Raw genomic sequence first — 15,801 nt, forward strand, 5'->3', positions numbered from 1 at the left:
TAGTGCTTTGTGAGCACTCCTAGGGGGTGGTCCACTTCGGGCTCAGTGCGATCTCCTTCAGCTGTTCCATGGTCAGCAGCGGGGCCTTGCGGGTGGCGGGCTTGTTCTGGTCGCCGGTGTTGAAGGCGGAGACCGCCACCCGGAAGCCGTCCGGACGGAGGGTGTCCACGGTCCACCAGACCACCCCGGCGCCGCCCTTCTCGCCCGGCTTCTGCTCCACCTTCACCTTGGTGCCGTCCGGCAGCGTGGTCACGCCTGCGCCCTGCATGTGGCCGGCCAGCGGCCCCGCCATGTTCGGCTGCGCGTTGACCTGCACCATCGAGCTGCCCTTGCCGTCGTCGAGCACGGCGTACGCGTAGTCGCCCTCGCCGCCCGTGGAGAGCACATCGACCCCGTTCCCCGGCAGCAGGGACTGGAGGATCGGTCCGGCCTCCGGGCCGTTCGCCGGGGCCTGGACGGCCCGCTCCGGCTGGGCCGCCGGCAGGTCGTTCAGCGCCGGGTGCCATGTGGCGGAGGTGACCAGGGTCTTCAGCTGGGCGGTGGACAGGGGCGGATCGGTACGGGAGACGGCCGCGCCCTTCTCGGCGGGGGCGTTCCACTCGGACGCCTGGACCAGGAAGCCCTGCGGGGTCACGAGCACGGCCCGCCAGAGCTTGGTGTCCACCCGGCGGTCCGGATATTCGTAGCCCTTGTAGAGCAGCACCTTGGAACCGCCGGCCAGCTGTTCGGTCCGGCAGTCGTCGTACTCCTGGATGTTCTTGTCCCCGCATTCGGTCAGCTGACCGGCGTTGGTGCCGCCCGGGTGCACCCGGGAGAGGCTGACGCTGATCGCCGCCTTGCCCTTCCCGTCGTCGTACACGCCCTGGACCATCGGGCCCAGCTCGTGGCCCGTACCGCGCGCCTCTGCCTTGGAGATCTTGCCGTCCGGCAGCAGCTGCCCGAGTACGGCGATCAGCTGGTCGGCGGTGACGGCGCCCGTGCCCACTCGCGCCTTCCTGAGGTCGCCCGGGGCAGCACTGGGCAGCGGCGGCGGCGCGGCCACATGGGCCTGGGCCGGGGCGCCCGGGCCGTCGAACATGCCTCCGGTGTAGGCCCCTGCCGTCCCGATCAGGGCCAGGGCCAGCACGGATCCGCCGACCACTGCGGCGCGGCGGCGCGCCACCAGCTGCCGGCCGCGCTGCTCACCGGCGTCCACGAGAGCGTGCCGGTCGGTCGTGAAACCGTCCCCCGCACGCCGCAGGGCGTTACCGATCTCATCTTCAAAGGGCATGGGGAAGCAGGCCTTCCGTTTCAGGGGTGGGGTGAAGAAGGGGAAGGAACAGATCGGACCGGCTCGGACCCGCTCGGCGGCTCAGATGCCGGCGAACTCGGCGAGGCTGCCGCCCAGCTGCTCCCTCAACCGGGCGAGTGCCCGCGAGCTACGGGTCCGGACGGCCGCCGAGCTGACGTTCATCGCGTCGGCGGTCTCCTCGACGCTGCGGTCCTCCCAGTAGCGAAGCACCAGCACCGCCCGGTCCTTGGGCGCCAGCCGCCCCAGCGCCTCCAGCAGCGTCAGCCGCAGCGCCGGATCGCCGCCGCCCGCCGCCGCACCCGAGTCGGGGAACTCCCCGACCGGGCGCTCCCCCGCCGACCGGCGCCGCCGGTGCGTGAGGAAGGCCCGTACCAGCACCGTCTGCGCGTACGCCGCCGGATTGTCGATACGGGAGATCCGCCCCCAAAGCAGGTACATCCGCCCCAGGGTCTCCTGCACCAGGTCCTCCGCGAGATGGGTGTCCCCGCTCGCCAGCAGACAGGCCGACCGGTAGAGATGACCCGACCGGCCTTCCGCGAATTCGCGGAACCCGTCCCTGCGACCTTGCCGCATGTACTCCCCCTCGCGTCCGTCTCACCCCACTGACGCGACGGCGGTGCCGGAATGTTTCATCCCCGGCCGGGAGTTCGTCAGCCCAGATCGTGGAAGTACACGTGGAACTCCTCGCGGACGAAGCCCTCCGCCTCGTACAGCCCCTGCGCGACGGTGTTGTCGTACGCGGTCTCCAGCTGCACGCCGGACACCCCGGCCTCGCGGGCCCGGCGCAGCACCTCGCGCAGCAGCGCGCGGCCGGCGCCGGTGCGGCGGCCGGACGGGGCGACGTACAGGTCGTTGAGCACCCAGGCGGTGCGCAGGGAGAGCGAGGAGAAGGCGCGGTAGACCTGCGCGAAGCCGACCGTGCCGGCCCCCGGGACGTCGGCCAGCAGGACCAGGGACTCGTCCTTCGCGATGCGGTCCGCCAGGAAGGCCCGCGGGGCGTCCGGGTCCTCCACGTCCACCTCGTAGAAGTCGAGGTAGCCGCGGAACAGCGCGGCCGCCGTCTCGACGTCCGCCTCCCCGGCCGCACGGACCACGACCGCGCCGCCGTCGTCCGCACCCTCGCCGGCGGAGGCGACGCCCGCGGAGTCGTCCGCCGCCCTGCTGCCCTGCTGTGCTGCCTGACCGTTCATATCCGTCTCCCTCAGGGGTGTTTGGCGCGCCGGGGACCATTGTGCGTGGCGGCGCGCGGAGGGAGCGGGCGGGAGCGCGGAGGAAGCGGGCGGGAGCGGGCGGGAGCGGGCGGGAGGAGATGAACTGCGGGTCGCCAGGGACTGCTCACCGGCCGGTCTGGGCAGGCAGGGTGTAGACGTGCCGGGGTGTCACGATCTTGGTGATCGCCTCGCCGAACAGGGTGCTCGGCTCCTCGCCCTCGGCGGTGATGTCGGTGTTGAGCAGCACGACGAGCGTGGCCTGCGCCTCCGGCAGGTAGATGGTCAGCGACTGGTAGCCCGGCAGGGAACCGTTGTGCCCGATCCAGCCCTGGACGTTGAAGATGCCCAGGCCGTAGCCGGTGCCGGGCAGGGCGGACCGGGTCTTCAGCCGCTCGGCCTGGGTGGCGGGGGTCAGCAGGGTCCCGGTGGCGAGGGTCTTGGCCCAGGACCGCAGGTCGGAGAGGGTGGAGATCATCGCTCCGGCCGCCCAGCCCCAGGACGGGTTCCAGTTGGTCGCGTCCTCGATCTTCCCGGCGGCCGTCTGGTTGGTGTAACCGTGGGCATGCGGCTGCGGGAACTCCGCGGTGTCGGGGAAAAGCGTGTTCGGCATCTCGGCCGCCGCGACGACCTCCTTGTCGATGTAGTCGGACAGCTTCTGTCCGGTGATCTTCTCCACCACCAGTCCGAGGAGCACGAGGTTGGTGTTGCAGTAGAAGAACTTCGCGCCCGGCGCGAACAGCACCGGGTGCTTGAAGGAGTACGCGAGCAGTTCCTGCGGGGTGAAGGACCGGTACGGATCGCTGGTCAACGCCTTGAAGAAGCCTTCGTCCGCCGAGTAGTTGAACAGCCCGCTGCGCATCCCGGCGAGCTCGCGCAGGGTGATCCGGTCGCCGTTCGGGACGCCCTGGATGTACTTCCCGATCGGGTCGTCCAGCCCGGCCTTGCCCTCGTCCACGAGCTGGAGCACCGCGGTCACCGTGAAGGTCTTGGTCTCACTGCCGATCCGCATGTGCATGTCGGTGGCCATGGGGGCGCCGGTCGCCTTGTCCGCGATCCCGAAGGTCCGGACGTACTCACCCTTACCCGGAGCGGACAGCGACACCATCACCCCCGGCACCTCTGCCTGGGCCATCACCGTGCGCACGGCTTCGTCCAGCTGCCGGGCCACCGCGGGCGTCAGCTGCGCGAACGTGTCGGCGGCGGGAGTCGGAGACGGAACGGGGACCGTCACGCCCGGTGCGGGTGTGACGCCGTCGCCCGCGTAACCGGCGTGCCCCGCGCTGACGGGCCCCACGACCAGGCCCACGGCGAGCATCGCCGCGGCCGCGCTGCACACACGTGTCGTCATGCCCGGCCTCCTCATCCGAACCCGTCGGGAAAGGACAGTTCATTCCAACGTAGCCCTGCCCTGCCGACCGGGCGAGCCGGGCCCCAAGGGCCGCCGGGGCACTGGTGTCTGCAGGGGGGAAGTGGCCGAGAACGCGCCCCCTGGTGGCGGCCAACTGGGCGGACAATGGAGGATGGTGTGCGAGCGGTGACGAAAGAAGTCTAAAAATCTATTCTAGAAACACCACCCTACGGGCCACACTCTCCCCATGACCGGTCGCACACCCGGCGCACCGCCGGAACCCGATGAGCAGTGGCCCGGCGCCGCGTCCACGCCCGCACGGGTACCGCCCGGCTTCGGACCGCCGCCCGAACCGTTCGATCCGGCATCGGCCGGCCGCCGCGAGCGCCGGCCGGCCGTCGTCGTCGCGGCGCTGGTCGCCGTCCTGCTCGTCATCGGCGGCGGCGTCTACCTCACGGTCGGCGACGGCCTCGGAACGTCCGCGCAGGACGGCGGGACGGCCGGTCCCTCCGGGTCCCCCTCGGTCGACCAGGGCGACGGCAAGGGCCCCGGTGTGGGACCTGACACCTACGACCCCAACGCCGGCATCCGGCCGGGAGAGGCCAGGGTCTGGCTGCGCGACAACCAGACCGAGGTCGCCGGCTCGGGAACCTCTCAGTACGGCCCCTGGCGGGTGGGCGACGTGGTGGTCAGGGCCATCTCCAACGAGTTCACCGCCTACGCGGTGGCCGACGGCCAGGAGAAGTGGAAGCTTTCGCTGCCGAACCCGATGTGCGGGGTCCCGCGGGCTCCGTCCGCGCACGGCAAGCTGGTCGTGGGGGTGAAGGAGAGCACTTCGGAGAAGGCGCGCTGCACCGATCTCCAGCAGATCGACCTCACCACGGGCAAGGCGGGATGGAAGACGCCGGTGCCGCCGGAGAACGACCACGACCGCGCACTGGAGTTCGAGATGGCGATCGCCGGCGACACGGTGGCCATCGCCCGGTCGGCCGTGCTGAGCGGCTTCTCGGTCACCGACGGCAGGAAGCTCTTCGGGACGTGGAACGCGAACGGCTGCTACCCGACCGCGTTCACCGGGGGGTCACGGCTGGTCGTCATCCGCCACTGCCCCGACCGCAGCGACGCCCGGGCGTCCGGCCGGCCGATGGTCCAGGAACTGGATCCGGCCACGGGCGGCCCCAAGTGGAGCCACACGTACGACGCGGACTGGACCGTCGGCCGGATGCTCTCCATGGATCCGCTGGTGGTCGCCGCGCACCACAAGGACAAGAAGACCTGGAACATCACGGCGTTCACCGCCGACGGCAAGGTCCGCTCGCAGCACTCCCCGAGCTTCGCGGTCAGCGGCCGGTGCAACGGCTTCGGCAACGCGAGCGGCTTCCAGGACTGCCACGCCGCCGCGGCCGACGCCGACACGCTCTACATCGGCGCGGGGAAGCCCGGAAGGAGCCTCGGCATCGAGGACACCAACCAGGTCGTCGCCGTCGACCTGAACACGGGCAAGGAGCGGTGGCGCACCGCCGAGCAGCCCAAGGGCCGCACCATGTGGCCGCTCGCGGTCGAGGGCGGCAGGGTGGTCGTGTACGTCTCCCCCGGCAGCGGCGCGGCGGGTTCGGTCGTGTCCCTCGCCCCTGCCGACGGGGCCTCGCAGCCCGTCCTGCAGAGCCCTGCCGCGTCCGCCGGCGCCCAGGGCGTCTTCTACACCCACGGTGTCCGCATCGCGTGGGCGGAAGGACGGCTGTTCCTTCTGAACGGCAGGGTCTACAGCCCGGAGCCCAGGAAGGCGAGCCGCGCGATCCTCTCTTTCGCCAAGTAGGCGGGCGGGGGCCGGGGCGGACAGCAGGCGGACACAACAGCAGGCCGCGGGCGGCAGGCAGCAGGCAGGCGCGTACGCACAGTCGAGCAGGAGGAGGGGCACGGTGCACAATCCGTATCGGCAACCGATGGACGGCACTTCCGGGCAGCACCAGCCCCCGCACTTCCCGCCCTTCCCGCCGTATCCCGAGGTCACGGCCACGCCCGCGACCGTGCCCGTGCCCGTGTCCACGCCGGGGACGGGGATGGGGATGGGGACGGCGACGGGGACGGACGGCGGGGGAAGGCGGAGAAGGAGCACCGTCGTCATCGCCGTCTGCGCACTGGCCGCCGTGGTGGCCGGCGCCGCCGTCACCGGCGCCGTGCTCGTCGCCCGCACCGACGAGGACCGGCCGCCGGCGTCCGCGGCAGACCCGTCGAAGCCGCTCATCGCGGGCTGGAAGACCGTCGTCAACCCCACCCACGGCACCGCGTTCGACGTCCCGCCGCAATGGGAGGTCGTCTCGCCCGACGTCTTCAGCGGCCATACCGACCGCAACGACCCGGACAAGGTCCTCATCGGGCATACGGCACCCGCCTTCTACAAGTCCAAGTGGTGCAGCATCGACGGCAACGGCGACGGCCAGGTCACGGACGTCCATCTCGGCAACACGGGCACCAAGGGTGCCTCCGGCGCGAAGGACACCGCCGAGATCGCCGAGAAGAGCGCGCCCACCTGGGTCTACGCCGCCTACACCCAGCCGGACAAGAGCGTCGTCACCTGGGACGAGCCCAAGAAATACACCACGAAGTCCGGCGTCGAGGGAAGCTACGTCACGGCGCGCTCCAAGGGCGCCGCACAGCCCAACCGGTGCGCCGGCGACGGGCAGGCGGTCGTCTTCGGCTTCAAGAACTCCCGCGGCGACCTCGTCGCATGGGACTTCTACGGCCGCACCGGCGTCCCCGGCGCCGTCGACGACGCCCTGATCATGCGCATCCTGAGCACCGTCCGTCTGGCGGGCGACCCGAAGGAGCCCAGCCCCTGACGTCACCCGCCCGGGTGTGCTCGATGCGGATCCATGCTCTATGTTGCAGGGGCAAAACACGGGGGACTTCGCACGCCGCACACGCTCACAGCCGCACCCCGGAGCGGCTGTTGGCGCTCGACGAGCCGAAACCGAGGCGACGGACGACGGATGGCACGGGACTACGACAGCCAGCTTCTGGAGTCGGTGGCGGTACGCCGCCGCAGGACGAGGGACGCGCTGCTGTTCGGCGCGCAGCGGGCGCGGCGCACCGCGGACGAGCGGCTCGGGAAGCTGTTCGCGGGCATCGCCATCGCGGCCGTGCTGTGCGCGGGTTGCGTCGGATGGTCCTTCATCCAGCACACCCTCGCGAAGCAGAAGGCCGAGCAGCAGAAGCAGCGGCAGGGCTCCGTACAGCAGTTCGCGCCGGCGTCGCCCTCGCAGCAGCCGTCGCAGGCGGCGAAGTCGTCGCAGCCCTCGCACACGTCCAAGTCGCCCCAGCCGCCCAAGCCCGCACAGCCGCAACCGTCTCGGACGGCCCCGTCGTCACAGCCGTCACAGCCGTCACAGCCGTAGAGACGGAAGCAGAAGGTGTGCAGGCAGATCCGGGAGAGTCCGCAGTCCGGCGGCGCAGCCATGTCTCCTCGGCCCCGAAAGGTCGCAATCCCGCGATGATAGGTTCCCGTAAGTGGTGAGCACAGCAACGACTTCCCGGGCGCAACTGAGCCGGGTGACCCTGGTCGGCGAACGGCGCCGGGCCGACATCGTCCTACCCTCCGACACTCCGATCGGGCAGCTGCTCCCCGACATCCTGCACCTGCTCGACGACCGGGCCGCATCGCGCCCGATGACGCGTCAGCTGATCACGTCGGACGGCTCCGTGGTGCCGCACGACAGCACGCTCGCGTCGGCCGGCATAGCCGACGGCGCCGTCCTGCGGCTCGTCAGGACGCACTCGGCGCCGCCCGCCCCCGTGGTCCACGACGTCACCGACCTGGTGGCCGACGACCTCGACCTGCAGGCCTGGCGCTGGCGCCCCGCTGCCCGGCGGGGCAGCGCGGGGGTGGCCACCGTGGCGTTCATGGTGACCGCCGCACTGCTCGCCCGCCGTGAGTTCGCACTCGACGCCCTCGCCGGCGCCCTCACGGCCGTCACGCTCGTCCTGATGGCCGCCGGCGCGCTGGTCGCCCGGATCGGGCAGGGCAACCGCGGTCTGGCGACCGCCCTCCTGCTCGCATCCGGCGGGCTGGGCGTCCTCACCGCCTGGACCGCCGCGGACGCACATCACTGGTCGGGAAGCGTGCGGCTCGCCGCCGTCGCGGGCTCGCTCGTCCTGACGCTGCTCCTGCTCGGCTACTTCTCGCCGCTCGGCCGCGGCGGGCTCATCGGCGCCGCCGCCACCACCCTGATCACCGTCCTGTGGCTGGCCGTCGCCGCCGTCCAGGACGATCCGGCCCGGCTCGGCGCGGTCATGGCCGTCTTCTCCGTGGTGCTGCTCGGCATGCTGCCGCGGCTCGCGCTGATGGCCTCGGGGCTCACCGCCCTCGACGACCGCCGCTCGGGCGGCGCCTCCGTCAGCCGTCACGAGGTCGGCAACGCGCTCGCCGCCACGCACCGCGGGCTCGCCCTCGCGACGATCGTCACCGCGGTCTCGGCCGCGGCCGCCGGCTGGCTGCTGACGCTGGCCGCGAAGCCCAATGTGTGGACGGTGACGCTGCCGGTGCTCCTGGCCGTGGTGCTGCTGTCGCGGGCCCGGGCCTTCCCGCTGGTCGCCGAGGTCGTGGCGCTGGCCGCGGCCGCCGCGCTGCTCGCCGTACGCCTCGTGATGTTGTGGACCGAGCACGACGGTGGCGCCGGACCGCTCGCCGTCCTGGGTGTGGCGGCGCTGCTGCCGCTGATCGCCCTCGCGGTACAGCCGCCGGAGCACGTCCAGGTCCGGCTGCGGCGCACCGCCGACCTCATCGAATCGGTCGGCATGGTGGGGCTCTTCCCGCTCGCCGTCGGAGTGTTCGGCGTGTACGGGCAGCTGCTCAACAAGTTCTGAGTCAACGCGCGGCCGCTCCGGGCGGGGCAGCAGGTCGGTAGAAGAGGGGCAGGGGCAGACATGCCGAACGCAGACAACTGGCAGGGCGACGTCCTGCGCGACCTGAGGTCCGGCGCCACGCCGCCGCCCCAGGACCCGGCCGCGGCGCAGCCACGGCAGGCTGCCGGCACCCCGCCCCAGCCCCCCGCGGGGACCTCCGGCCAGGCCCCCGGCACCCCGCCCCCGGTGCCCGGCCGGACACCCGCCGGGGACCCCGGCGTACCCGCCGCCGCCCACACCGGCCCCCGCCAGCCGTCCCAGGGCCCGGCCGCGCCGCAGTTCCCGCAAGGCCCCGGCGCCCAGGCTCAGGCCCCCGCCGGCGGCGCCGGGCAGGGGTTCACGGGGCATGCCGGCCCGCACGCTGCCCCGGGCGGCGGGTACCCGGCTCCGCAGCCGGCCCCGCAGGGTCGCGTTCCGCAGCCGCCGCACGCGGGCCGCACGCCCGATTCCCTGCCTGCGGTCGACGAGAACCTCGGCGCCGCGGTGCGCAAGCCCCGTCATGGTGAGGCCTTCGGCGCCCGCGCCGCCCGCGCCGTACGCCGAATCGTTTCCTCGTCCGCCGCCCGCGAGGTCGCCTCGGCCACCCGCTCGGCCGAGACGCTCCAGCAGCCGGTGACCACCGGCCGCCAGATCGCCGTCACCTCCATCCGCGGCGGCGCCGGCAAGTCCACGGTCGCCGCCCTGCTCGGCACCACGTACGCCCACTACCGACAGGACCCCGTCCTGTTCGTCGAGGCCGACCCGGCCCTGGGCTCGCTGCCGATCCGGCTCGGCGCCGAATCCCTGCGATGGACGACCGGCGACGTCGCGGACATCGTCCAGCCCCAGATGTCGCTGCTCGACGTCACCGGCTATCTCGTCCAGCTCCGCGACAACGCCTGGCTGCTGCCCGGCAGCCAGGGCCGGATCGGCGCGATGCTCGACACCCGGTCCTACGAGCGGGCCATGGTCGCGCTCCGCCGCTACTTCGGCGTGACCGTCGTGGACTGCGAGACGCTGCCCGCCGAAGTCGCCCGGGTCGCGCTCTCCGCCTCCCAGGCCCGCGTCCTGACCACCCCCGCGACCCTGGACGGCGTCACGAGCACGCACGCGGTCCTCCAGTGGATGCGTGGCCTGCCCCCGCACGTGATCGCCGGCACGGTCGTCGTCCTCACCGAGCAGGCCCCGCACTCCGGAATCGACCTCTCCAAGGCGGTACGCACCCTGGAGGCCACCGGGACGGGCGTCCACGTACTGCCGTACGACCGCCACCTGGCGGCCGGCGGCCCCATCCGCACCGAACTGCTCGCCCACTCGACCAGGAAGACCGCCGCCAGGCTCGCGGCGGACGTCTTCCAGCTCTCCCAGAAGCGCCACTGACCGAGATGCCGAGCCCGACCGTGACGAGCCCGAACGTGACGCACCCGAACGTGGCGCGCCCGCGCGTGATTGGCGAACGACGACGATGAGCACCCGACTGATCCACCGCCCGGCCAGGACCGTCAGGCCCCCGGCCGCGTCCGCCGCCCGCACCATCGAGGCCCCGCCCAACCTCCCCGAGGGGAAGGCGGGCAACATCGCGATGTCGCTGCTGCCCGTGGCCGGCGTCATGTCGTCCGTCGTGATGATGACGGTCGTGCGCAACAGCCAGTTCGCCGCGCTCGGCGCACTGATCCTCGTCGTCACCATCGTCGGCTCCCTGGCGCTCGTCTTCTCGCAGCGCGGCAAGGCCCAGCGGACCCGCCGGACCCAGCGCGAGGCCTATCTCGCCTATCTGGAGGAGCTGCGCGAGGAGCTCGCCGGCGAGGAACGCGAGCGCGGGGAGCACGCCGACGTGCTCAACCCGCCGCCGCACGCCCTGTACGACATCGTCCGCGACCCGGCCCGGCTGTGGGAGCGCCGCCGGATCGACGGCGACTTCCTGCGCGTGAGGGTCGGCACCGGCGAGATGCCCGTACGCGATCTGAAGATCGGCGAACAGGGCTCCACCGTCCTCACCCCGCCCGACCGCTTCATGCTCAACGAGGCCTCGGCGCTGATGGCCCGCTTCCGCAACGGCACCGAACTGCCGCTCACCGTCCCGCTCGACCGCGTCGGCAACATCAGCGTCGTCGGCGCCCGCGAGGACTGCCTGCGCGTCGCCCGCGCCCTGCTGGTCCAGACCGCCGCCCTGCACGCTCCCGACGACGTGGCGATCGCGCTGGCCGTCCCCGGCGACCGGCTCCCCGACTGGGAATGGGCCAAGTGGATGCCGCACCTGCTCGACACCGAGCAGCTCGACGGCCCTGTCGCCGCCCGCCGCATCGCCCCCTCCGCGGCCCAGCTCGCCCGACAGATCGGCCCCGAACTGCGCCGCCGCGCCTCCTACGCCGCCGAGGTTCGCCGCGGGCTGTCCGGCCGGGACGCCCTGTCCATGACGTCGCGGCTGCTCGTCGTGACCGACGGCCACGGTGAGGACGCCGTCGAACTGCCGCGCCCCGACGACGCGGTCGGCCTGCGCGAGATGGGCGTCACCGTCCTCCACCTGCTCGAACAGCGGATTCAGGAGCCGGGGCACGTCGGCGTACGGATCACCGTCGACGGCGATCAGGTGCTCATCGAGGACCTGCGCGAGGAGCAGCCCATCAGCGCCCACGGCATCGTGGACGAGGTCGGCATCCCCTTCGCCGAGGGCCTGGCCCGGATGCTGGCCCCGCTGCGGCTGTCCGCCGAGTCCCTCATCGACGCCCCCCTGTCCGGCCCCGTGGACTTCGCCGACCTGCTCGGCATCGACGACGTGGCCCGGCTGGACCTGGCGAGCCTGTGGGCCCCGCGCGGGGAGCGCGCCTATCTGCGCGTGCCCATCGGCATCAGCGACTCCCACGAGCCGGTGCTGCTGGACCTGAAGGAGTCCTCCGAGCTGGGCATGGGCCCGCACGGCCTGTGCGTCGGCGCCACCGGCTCCGGCAAGTCCGAGCTCCTGCGCACCCTCGTCCTCGCCCTGGTGGCGACGCATCCGCCGGAGGACCTCGCCCTGGTCCTCGTCGACTACAAGGGCGGTGCGACCTTCGCGCCGTTCGCGAACCTGCCGCACGTCGCCGGAGTCATCACCAACCTGGAGAACCAGGCCGGACTCGTCGAGCGCGTCCACGCCTCGCTCGCCGGCGAGGTCAAGCGCCGCCAGCAGGTCCTCAAGGACGCGGGCAACATCGCCGACATCGGCGACTACGCCGCGCTGCGCGCCGACCGCCGGCCCGAGCTGGACCCGCTCCCCCACCTCTTCGTCGTCATCGACGAGTTCGGCGAACTCCTGACGGCCAAGCCCGACTTCATCGACCTGTTCCTGTCCATCGGCCGGATCGGCCGCTCCATCGGCGTCCACCTGCTGCTGTCCAGCCAGCGCATCGAGGGCGGCAAGCTCAAGGGCCTGGACACCTACCTCTCGTACCGCCTGGGCCTGCGCACCTTCTCCGCCGACGAGTCCCGTACGGTCCTGGACACCACGGACGCCTTCCACCTGCCGCCGCTGCCCGGTTTCGGCTACCTCAAGGTCGACACCAGCCACTACGAGCGCTTCAAGGCGAGCTACGTGTCCGGCGCCTACCGGGGCCCCGTGCGGCGTGCGGAGGACGAGGACAGCGGACCCCTCGCCCTCGCCTACGAAGCCTTCAACACCCTGTCCGAGCCGGACGGCACGGGCGCGCAGGAGCCCGCCACCAGGCGCCGCGAGAGCGGGCCGACCGAGCTGGGCGTCATCGTCGAGCAGCTGGAGCACGCCGCCGGGCAGGTGCGCCGCATCTGGCTGCCGCCGCTGCCCGACGCGATCCCGCTGGACGCGGTCGCCGGCCCGCTGGACGTCGGCCCGCGCGGCATGCAGCTCACCCGGCGGCGCGGCCGGCTCACGGTGCCGCTCGGCCTGCTCGACGACCCGACCAGGCAGTGGCAGGGCGAGTGGTACCTCGACCTCACCGTCGCGGGCGGCCACGCCGCCGTCATCGGCGGCCCGCAGTCCGGCAAGACCACCCTGCTGCGCACCCTCGTCCTGTCGCTCGCGCTGACCCACACCCCGCAGGAGGTCGGCGTCTACGGCCTCGACCTGGTCGGCGGCGGCCTCCAGGCGCTGTCCGGGCTGCCGCACGTCGGCGGGATCGCGGGGCGCGCCGACCGCGAGCGCGCGGCCCGTACCGTCGAAGAGGTACGGAACATGCTCACGACCCGCGAGGACCTCTTCCGGGACCACGGCATCGACTCGGTCGAGCAGCTGCGCACCCTGCACGCGGCCGGCCGGCTGCCGCAGCTCGCCTCCGCCGAGATCGTCCTGGTCATCGACGGCTTCGGGGCGCTGCGCGACGACTTCGAGGAGCTCGACGACGCCGTCGTCGACATCCTCAAGCGCGGTGGCGGGTACGGCATCCACGTCGTCGCCGGCATGCTCCGCTGGAACGACGTCCGCATCGCCACCCAGTCGAACTTCGGCACCCGCGTCGAGCTGCGCCTCAACGACCCGAGCGAGTCCAGCGTCGAGCGCAAGCTCGCCGAGACCCTGTCGCCCGACGAGCCGGGCCGCGTCCTCACCGACGGCAAGCTCTTCGCGCAGGTCGCGCTGCCCCGCACGGACGGGCTCGCCGACACCGCGGAGCTGGGCGCCGTCCTGGAGCGCACGGCCCGTACGATCCGCGCCACCTGGAGCGGCGAGTCCGCCCAGCCGGTACGGGTGCTGCCCCACCTGCTGGAGCCGCACCTGCTGCCGGGTCCGGTCGCCGAGCCACGGCGGGTGCCGATCGGTCTCGACCAGGGCGCCCTGGCGCCCGTACTCCTCGACCTGTTCCAGCACGACCAGCACCTGCTGGTGATGGGCGACAGCGAGTGCGGCAAGACGAACCTGCTGAAGACGATCGCCGGCGGTCTCATCGAGCGCTACGGCGAGGACGAACTGGTCTTCGCCATCATGGACCCGCGGCGCAGCCTGCGCGGCGTGGTCCCGGAGGAGTACAACGGCGGCTACGCGTACAACACCAAGATGTGCGCCGGGCTGGCCGCGGGCATCGCCACCGAGCTGGAGCGGCGGATGCCGGACGACAGTGCGCCGCTGGAGGACCTGGAGCCGGGCAGCTGGGGCGGCGGCCCGCGGATCGTGGTCCTCGTCGACGACTACGACGTGCTCACCACCGCGGGGCAGACGCCGCTCGCCCCGTTCGTTCCGTACATCCCGTCGGCGGCGGACATCGGCCTGCACTTCGTCCTCACGCGCCGCGTCGCGGGCGCCTCGCGCGGGATGTACGAGCCGCTGGTGCAGGGCCTGCGCGAATCGGGGGCCTCCGCGGTCGTCATGGCGGGCGACCGCGGCGAGGGCCAGCTGTTCCCCGGTGTGTACGCCTCACAGCAGCCGGCCGGCCGCGGCGTCCTCATCCGCAGGGGCCAGCCCAACCGCCTGATCCAGACCGTCTACACCCCCGAGTGAAGGACCGCAGGACCCCATGACCAAGGACGTCATAGCCCTCACCCCGCGGATGCCCGACCCCTGGAGCGTGCTCGCGGGCCTGCTCTCGGGCGGCCCCGACAAACTGGTGGACATCGCGGGAGACGGGGCCGTCGTACAACTCTGCGACGAGCAGGGGCGGCCGCTCGTCTCCGTCGAGGCGCCGCTGCTGGTACAGGTCGAGGGAGAGGCCGAGCGGCTGCTCGGGGCCACCCCGCCGCGGGTCCCCTTCTGGTGGACCGAGGCCCGCGCCACCACCGGCGTCCCCGAGGCCGAGCGCCTCGCCGGCACGTTCGCGGCGAGGCTCGCCGCCCTGGCCGGGGGGAGCGCATGGCCGCCGGAGGCCGCGCAGTCGCTGGCCGTGGTCGAAAGCGACGGGATCAGCGTGGCGCCGACGCCCGCGGCGGCGCAGCCCGCCGTGGACGTGCTGACCGGCAGCGTCGCCGTCGTCATCATGGACCGCCCGGTCGTCGCCATGACGGCCTGGCTCTCCGACGCCTACCGGGCCGCCGCGGCGGCCGAGCGGGGCCTGCAGGTGGTGACGCCGCCCGGGACGACGCTGTCCCCCGCGGTGCTGTCGAACATGCCGGGCTGGCCGTCGCGGTGGGTCGTGCAGGACGAGCGCGACGGCTACTACGACGGCCTCTCGGGCGCCGTGCTGCGCTGGCAGGAGGGCATGTTCGCCACGGTGGTGTCGCCGGACGCCACCGAGGACGACCCGCGGACCCCGGTCGCCGCCTCGTACAAGGAGGTCGTGAACACCGGCGAGCGGCAGCTGGCGCTCACCTTCCGCACGATCCACCCCGCGGACGACCGGCTGGTCCTCGGCGGGGCCCTGGAGACGGTGTGGCGCGAGCTGACCGGCGAGCCCCCGGCGGGATGGGGGACGGCCGAACCGGCCAACCTGCCCTGGTCGCCGGGCCGGCTGACCGACGTCGCCTTCGCACGGGCCCCCGAGCCGACGTGGTTCGTGGTGGTGGGCAGCCGCGGGCGGCCCGGCCTCGCCACGGTGCGGATCAGCCGTACGAAGGCGGGCGTGGAGGAGGATGTGACGCTGGCGTTCGGGTACGGCGCCGACGAGGAGCCGCCGCTGGACGCCCTGCAGCGCACCGCGGAGGCGCTCGTCACCCGCCACCACCTCCAGTCGATGCTCGTACAGCTCCGCAAAGCACGCCGCGATCTGCTGGTGCCGCCGCGCTTCGAGGGGCCGGGGGTGCCGCTGGCCTTCGTCCTGGGGTCGGAGGAGGTCCGTCGGATGCCGGACGACCGGGCCCGGCGCACGCCGCTGGCCGAACAGCCGGTGCGGCTGGGGCCGAAGGCCCGCCCCGCTTACTACTACCCGCTGCCGGGCGACCCGTCGGACCTGTCGGGCTGGCGCGACTTCGAGCAGCTGACGAGGCATCTGAAGGGCGCGTGACCGCGCCTGGTGGTATGTCATGGGTTCGTCATAACCGGGTCGTTGCTGGTTGCAGCAGCGATGTAAGTTGATGAAACTAGTCATACTTTCGGTCGTTGGGGTGTGCGGGGGAGGAGTGGGATGAAGTTCGACATGGGGACGCAGGTTCTGACGAACCTGATGTCGGGGTCGCGTAATTCGAATACGGATCTGGGG

Annotated in this window: 10 protein-coding genes and 1 pseudogene; 7 read left to right on the forward strand and 4 right to left on the reverse strand. The window is 72.6% G+C overall.

The window, feature by feature from the left end:
- Positions 1-19: 19 nt before the first annotated feature.
- From ACWGIF_RS27865 to ACWGIF_RS27880, 4 genes are all read right to left on the reverse strand, one after another.
- Positions 20-1,270 carry a hypothetical protein gene (locus tag ACWGIF_RS27865; RefSeq protein ID WP_453501539.1) on the reverse strand — a complete coding sequence of 417 codons (1,251 nt, stop codon included), beginning with the start codon at positions 1,268-1,270 and terminating at the stop codon, positions 20-22.
- Positions 1,271-1,351: 81 nt separating this feature from the next.
- Positions 1,352-1,864, reverse strand: coding sequence for a SigE family RNA polymerase sigma factor (locus ACWGIF_RS27870; RefSeq protein WP_453501540.1), 513 nt, complete (start codon positions 1,862-1,864; stop codon positions 1,352-1,354).
- A gap of 77 nt (positions 1,865-1,941) precedes the next feature.
- On the reverse strand, positions 1,942-2,481 hold the full coding sequence (locus ACWGIF_RS27875; protein ID WP_453501541.1) for an N-acetyltransferase family protein: 540 nt from the start codon (positions 2,479-2,481) through the stop codon (positions 1,942-1,944).
- A 145-nt stretch (positions 2,482-2,626) separates the two neighbouring features.
- The gene (locus tag ACWGIF_RS27880) at positions 2,627-3,850 is read right to left on the reverse strand and encodes a serine hydrolase domain-containing protein (RefSeq protein WP_453501543.1); all 1,224 of its coding nucleotides are present in this window, start codon (positions 3,848-3,850) and stop codon (positions 2,627-2,629) included.
- A 247-nt stretch (positions 3,851-4,097) separates the two neighbouring features.
- On the opposite strand from ACWGIF_RS27880, the gene ACWGIF_RS27885 reads away from it, so the two are divergent.
- From ACWGIF_RS27885 to ACWGIF_RS27915, 7 genes and pseudogenes are all read left to right on the forward strand, one after another.
- Positions 4,098-5,666 carry an outer membrane protein assembly factor BamB family protein gene (locus ACWGIF_RS27885; protein ID WP_453501545.1) on the forward strand — a complete coding sequence of 523 codons (1,569 nt, stop codon included), beginning with the start codon at positions 4,098-4,100 and terminating at the stop codon, positions 5,664-5,666.
- Between the two features lie 127 nt (positions 5,667-5,793).
- Positions 5,794-6,690 carry a hypothetical protein gene (locus tag ACWGIF_RS27890; protein WP_453501547.1) on the forward strand — a complete coding sequence of 299 codons (897 nt, stop codon included), beginning with the start codon at positions 5,794-5,796 and terminating at the stop codon, positions 6,688-6,690.
- 150 nt (positions 6,691-6,840) lie between these two features.
- Positions 6,841-7,078, forward strand: a pseudogene (locus ACWGIF_RS27895) (hypothetical protein); the annotation flags it as partial.
- A gap of 279 nt (positions 7,079-7,357) precedes the next feature.
- Complete coding sequence (gene eccD, locus ACWGIF_RS27900) at positions 7,358-8,713, forward strand: type VII secretion integral membrane protein EccD (protein ID WP_453501549.1); 1,356 nt, start codon at positions 7,358-7,360, stop codon at positions 8,711-8,713.
- 60 nt (positions 8,714-8,773) lie between these two features.
- A complete protein-coding gene (locus ACWGIF_RS27905; RefSeq protein ID WP_453501550.1) occupies positions 8,774-10,111 on the forward strand; it encodes a MinD/ParA family protein in 1,338 nt (445 codons plus the stop codon).
- An 85-nt stretch (positions 10,112-10,196) separates the two neighbouring features.
- A complete protein-coding gene (gene eccCa / locus ACWGIF_RS27910; RefSeq protein ID WP_453501552.1) occupies positions 10,197-14,171 on the forward strand; it encodes a type VII secretion protein EccCa in 3,975 nt (1,324 codons plus the stop codon).
- A gap of 16 nt (positions 14,172-14,187) precedes the next feature.
- Positions 14,188-15,606 carry a DUF6177 family protein gene (locus ACWGIF_RS27915; RefSeq protein ID WP_453501554.1) on the forward strand — a complete coding sequence of 473 codons (1,419 nt, stop codon included), beginning with the start codon at positions 14,188-14,190 and terminating at the stop codon, positions 15,604-15,606.
- Positions 15,607-15,801: the final 195 nt, after the last annotated feature.

It is taken from the genome of Streptomyces sp. NPDC054849 (assembly GCF_053610945.1).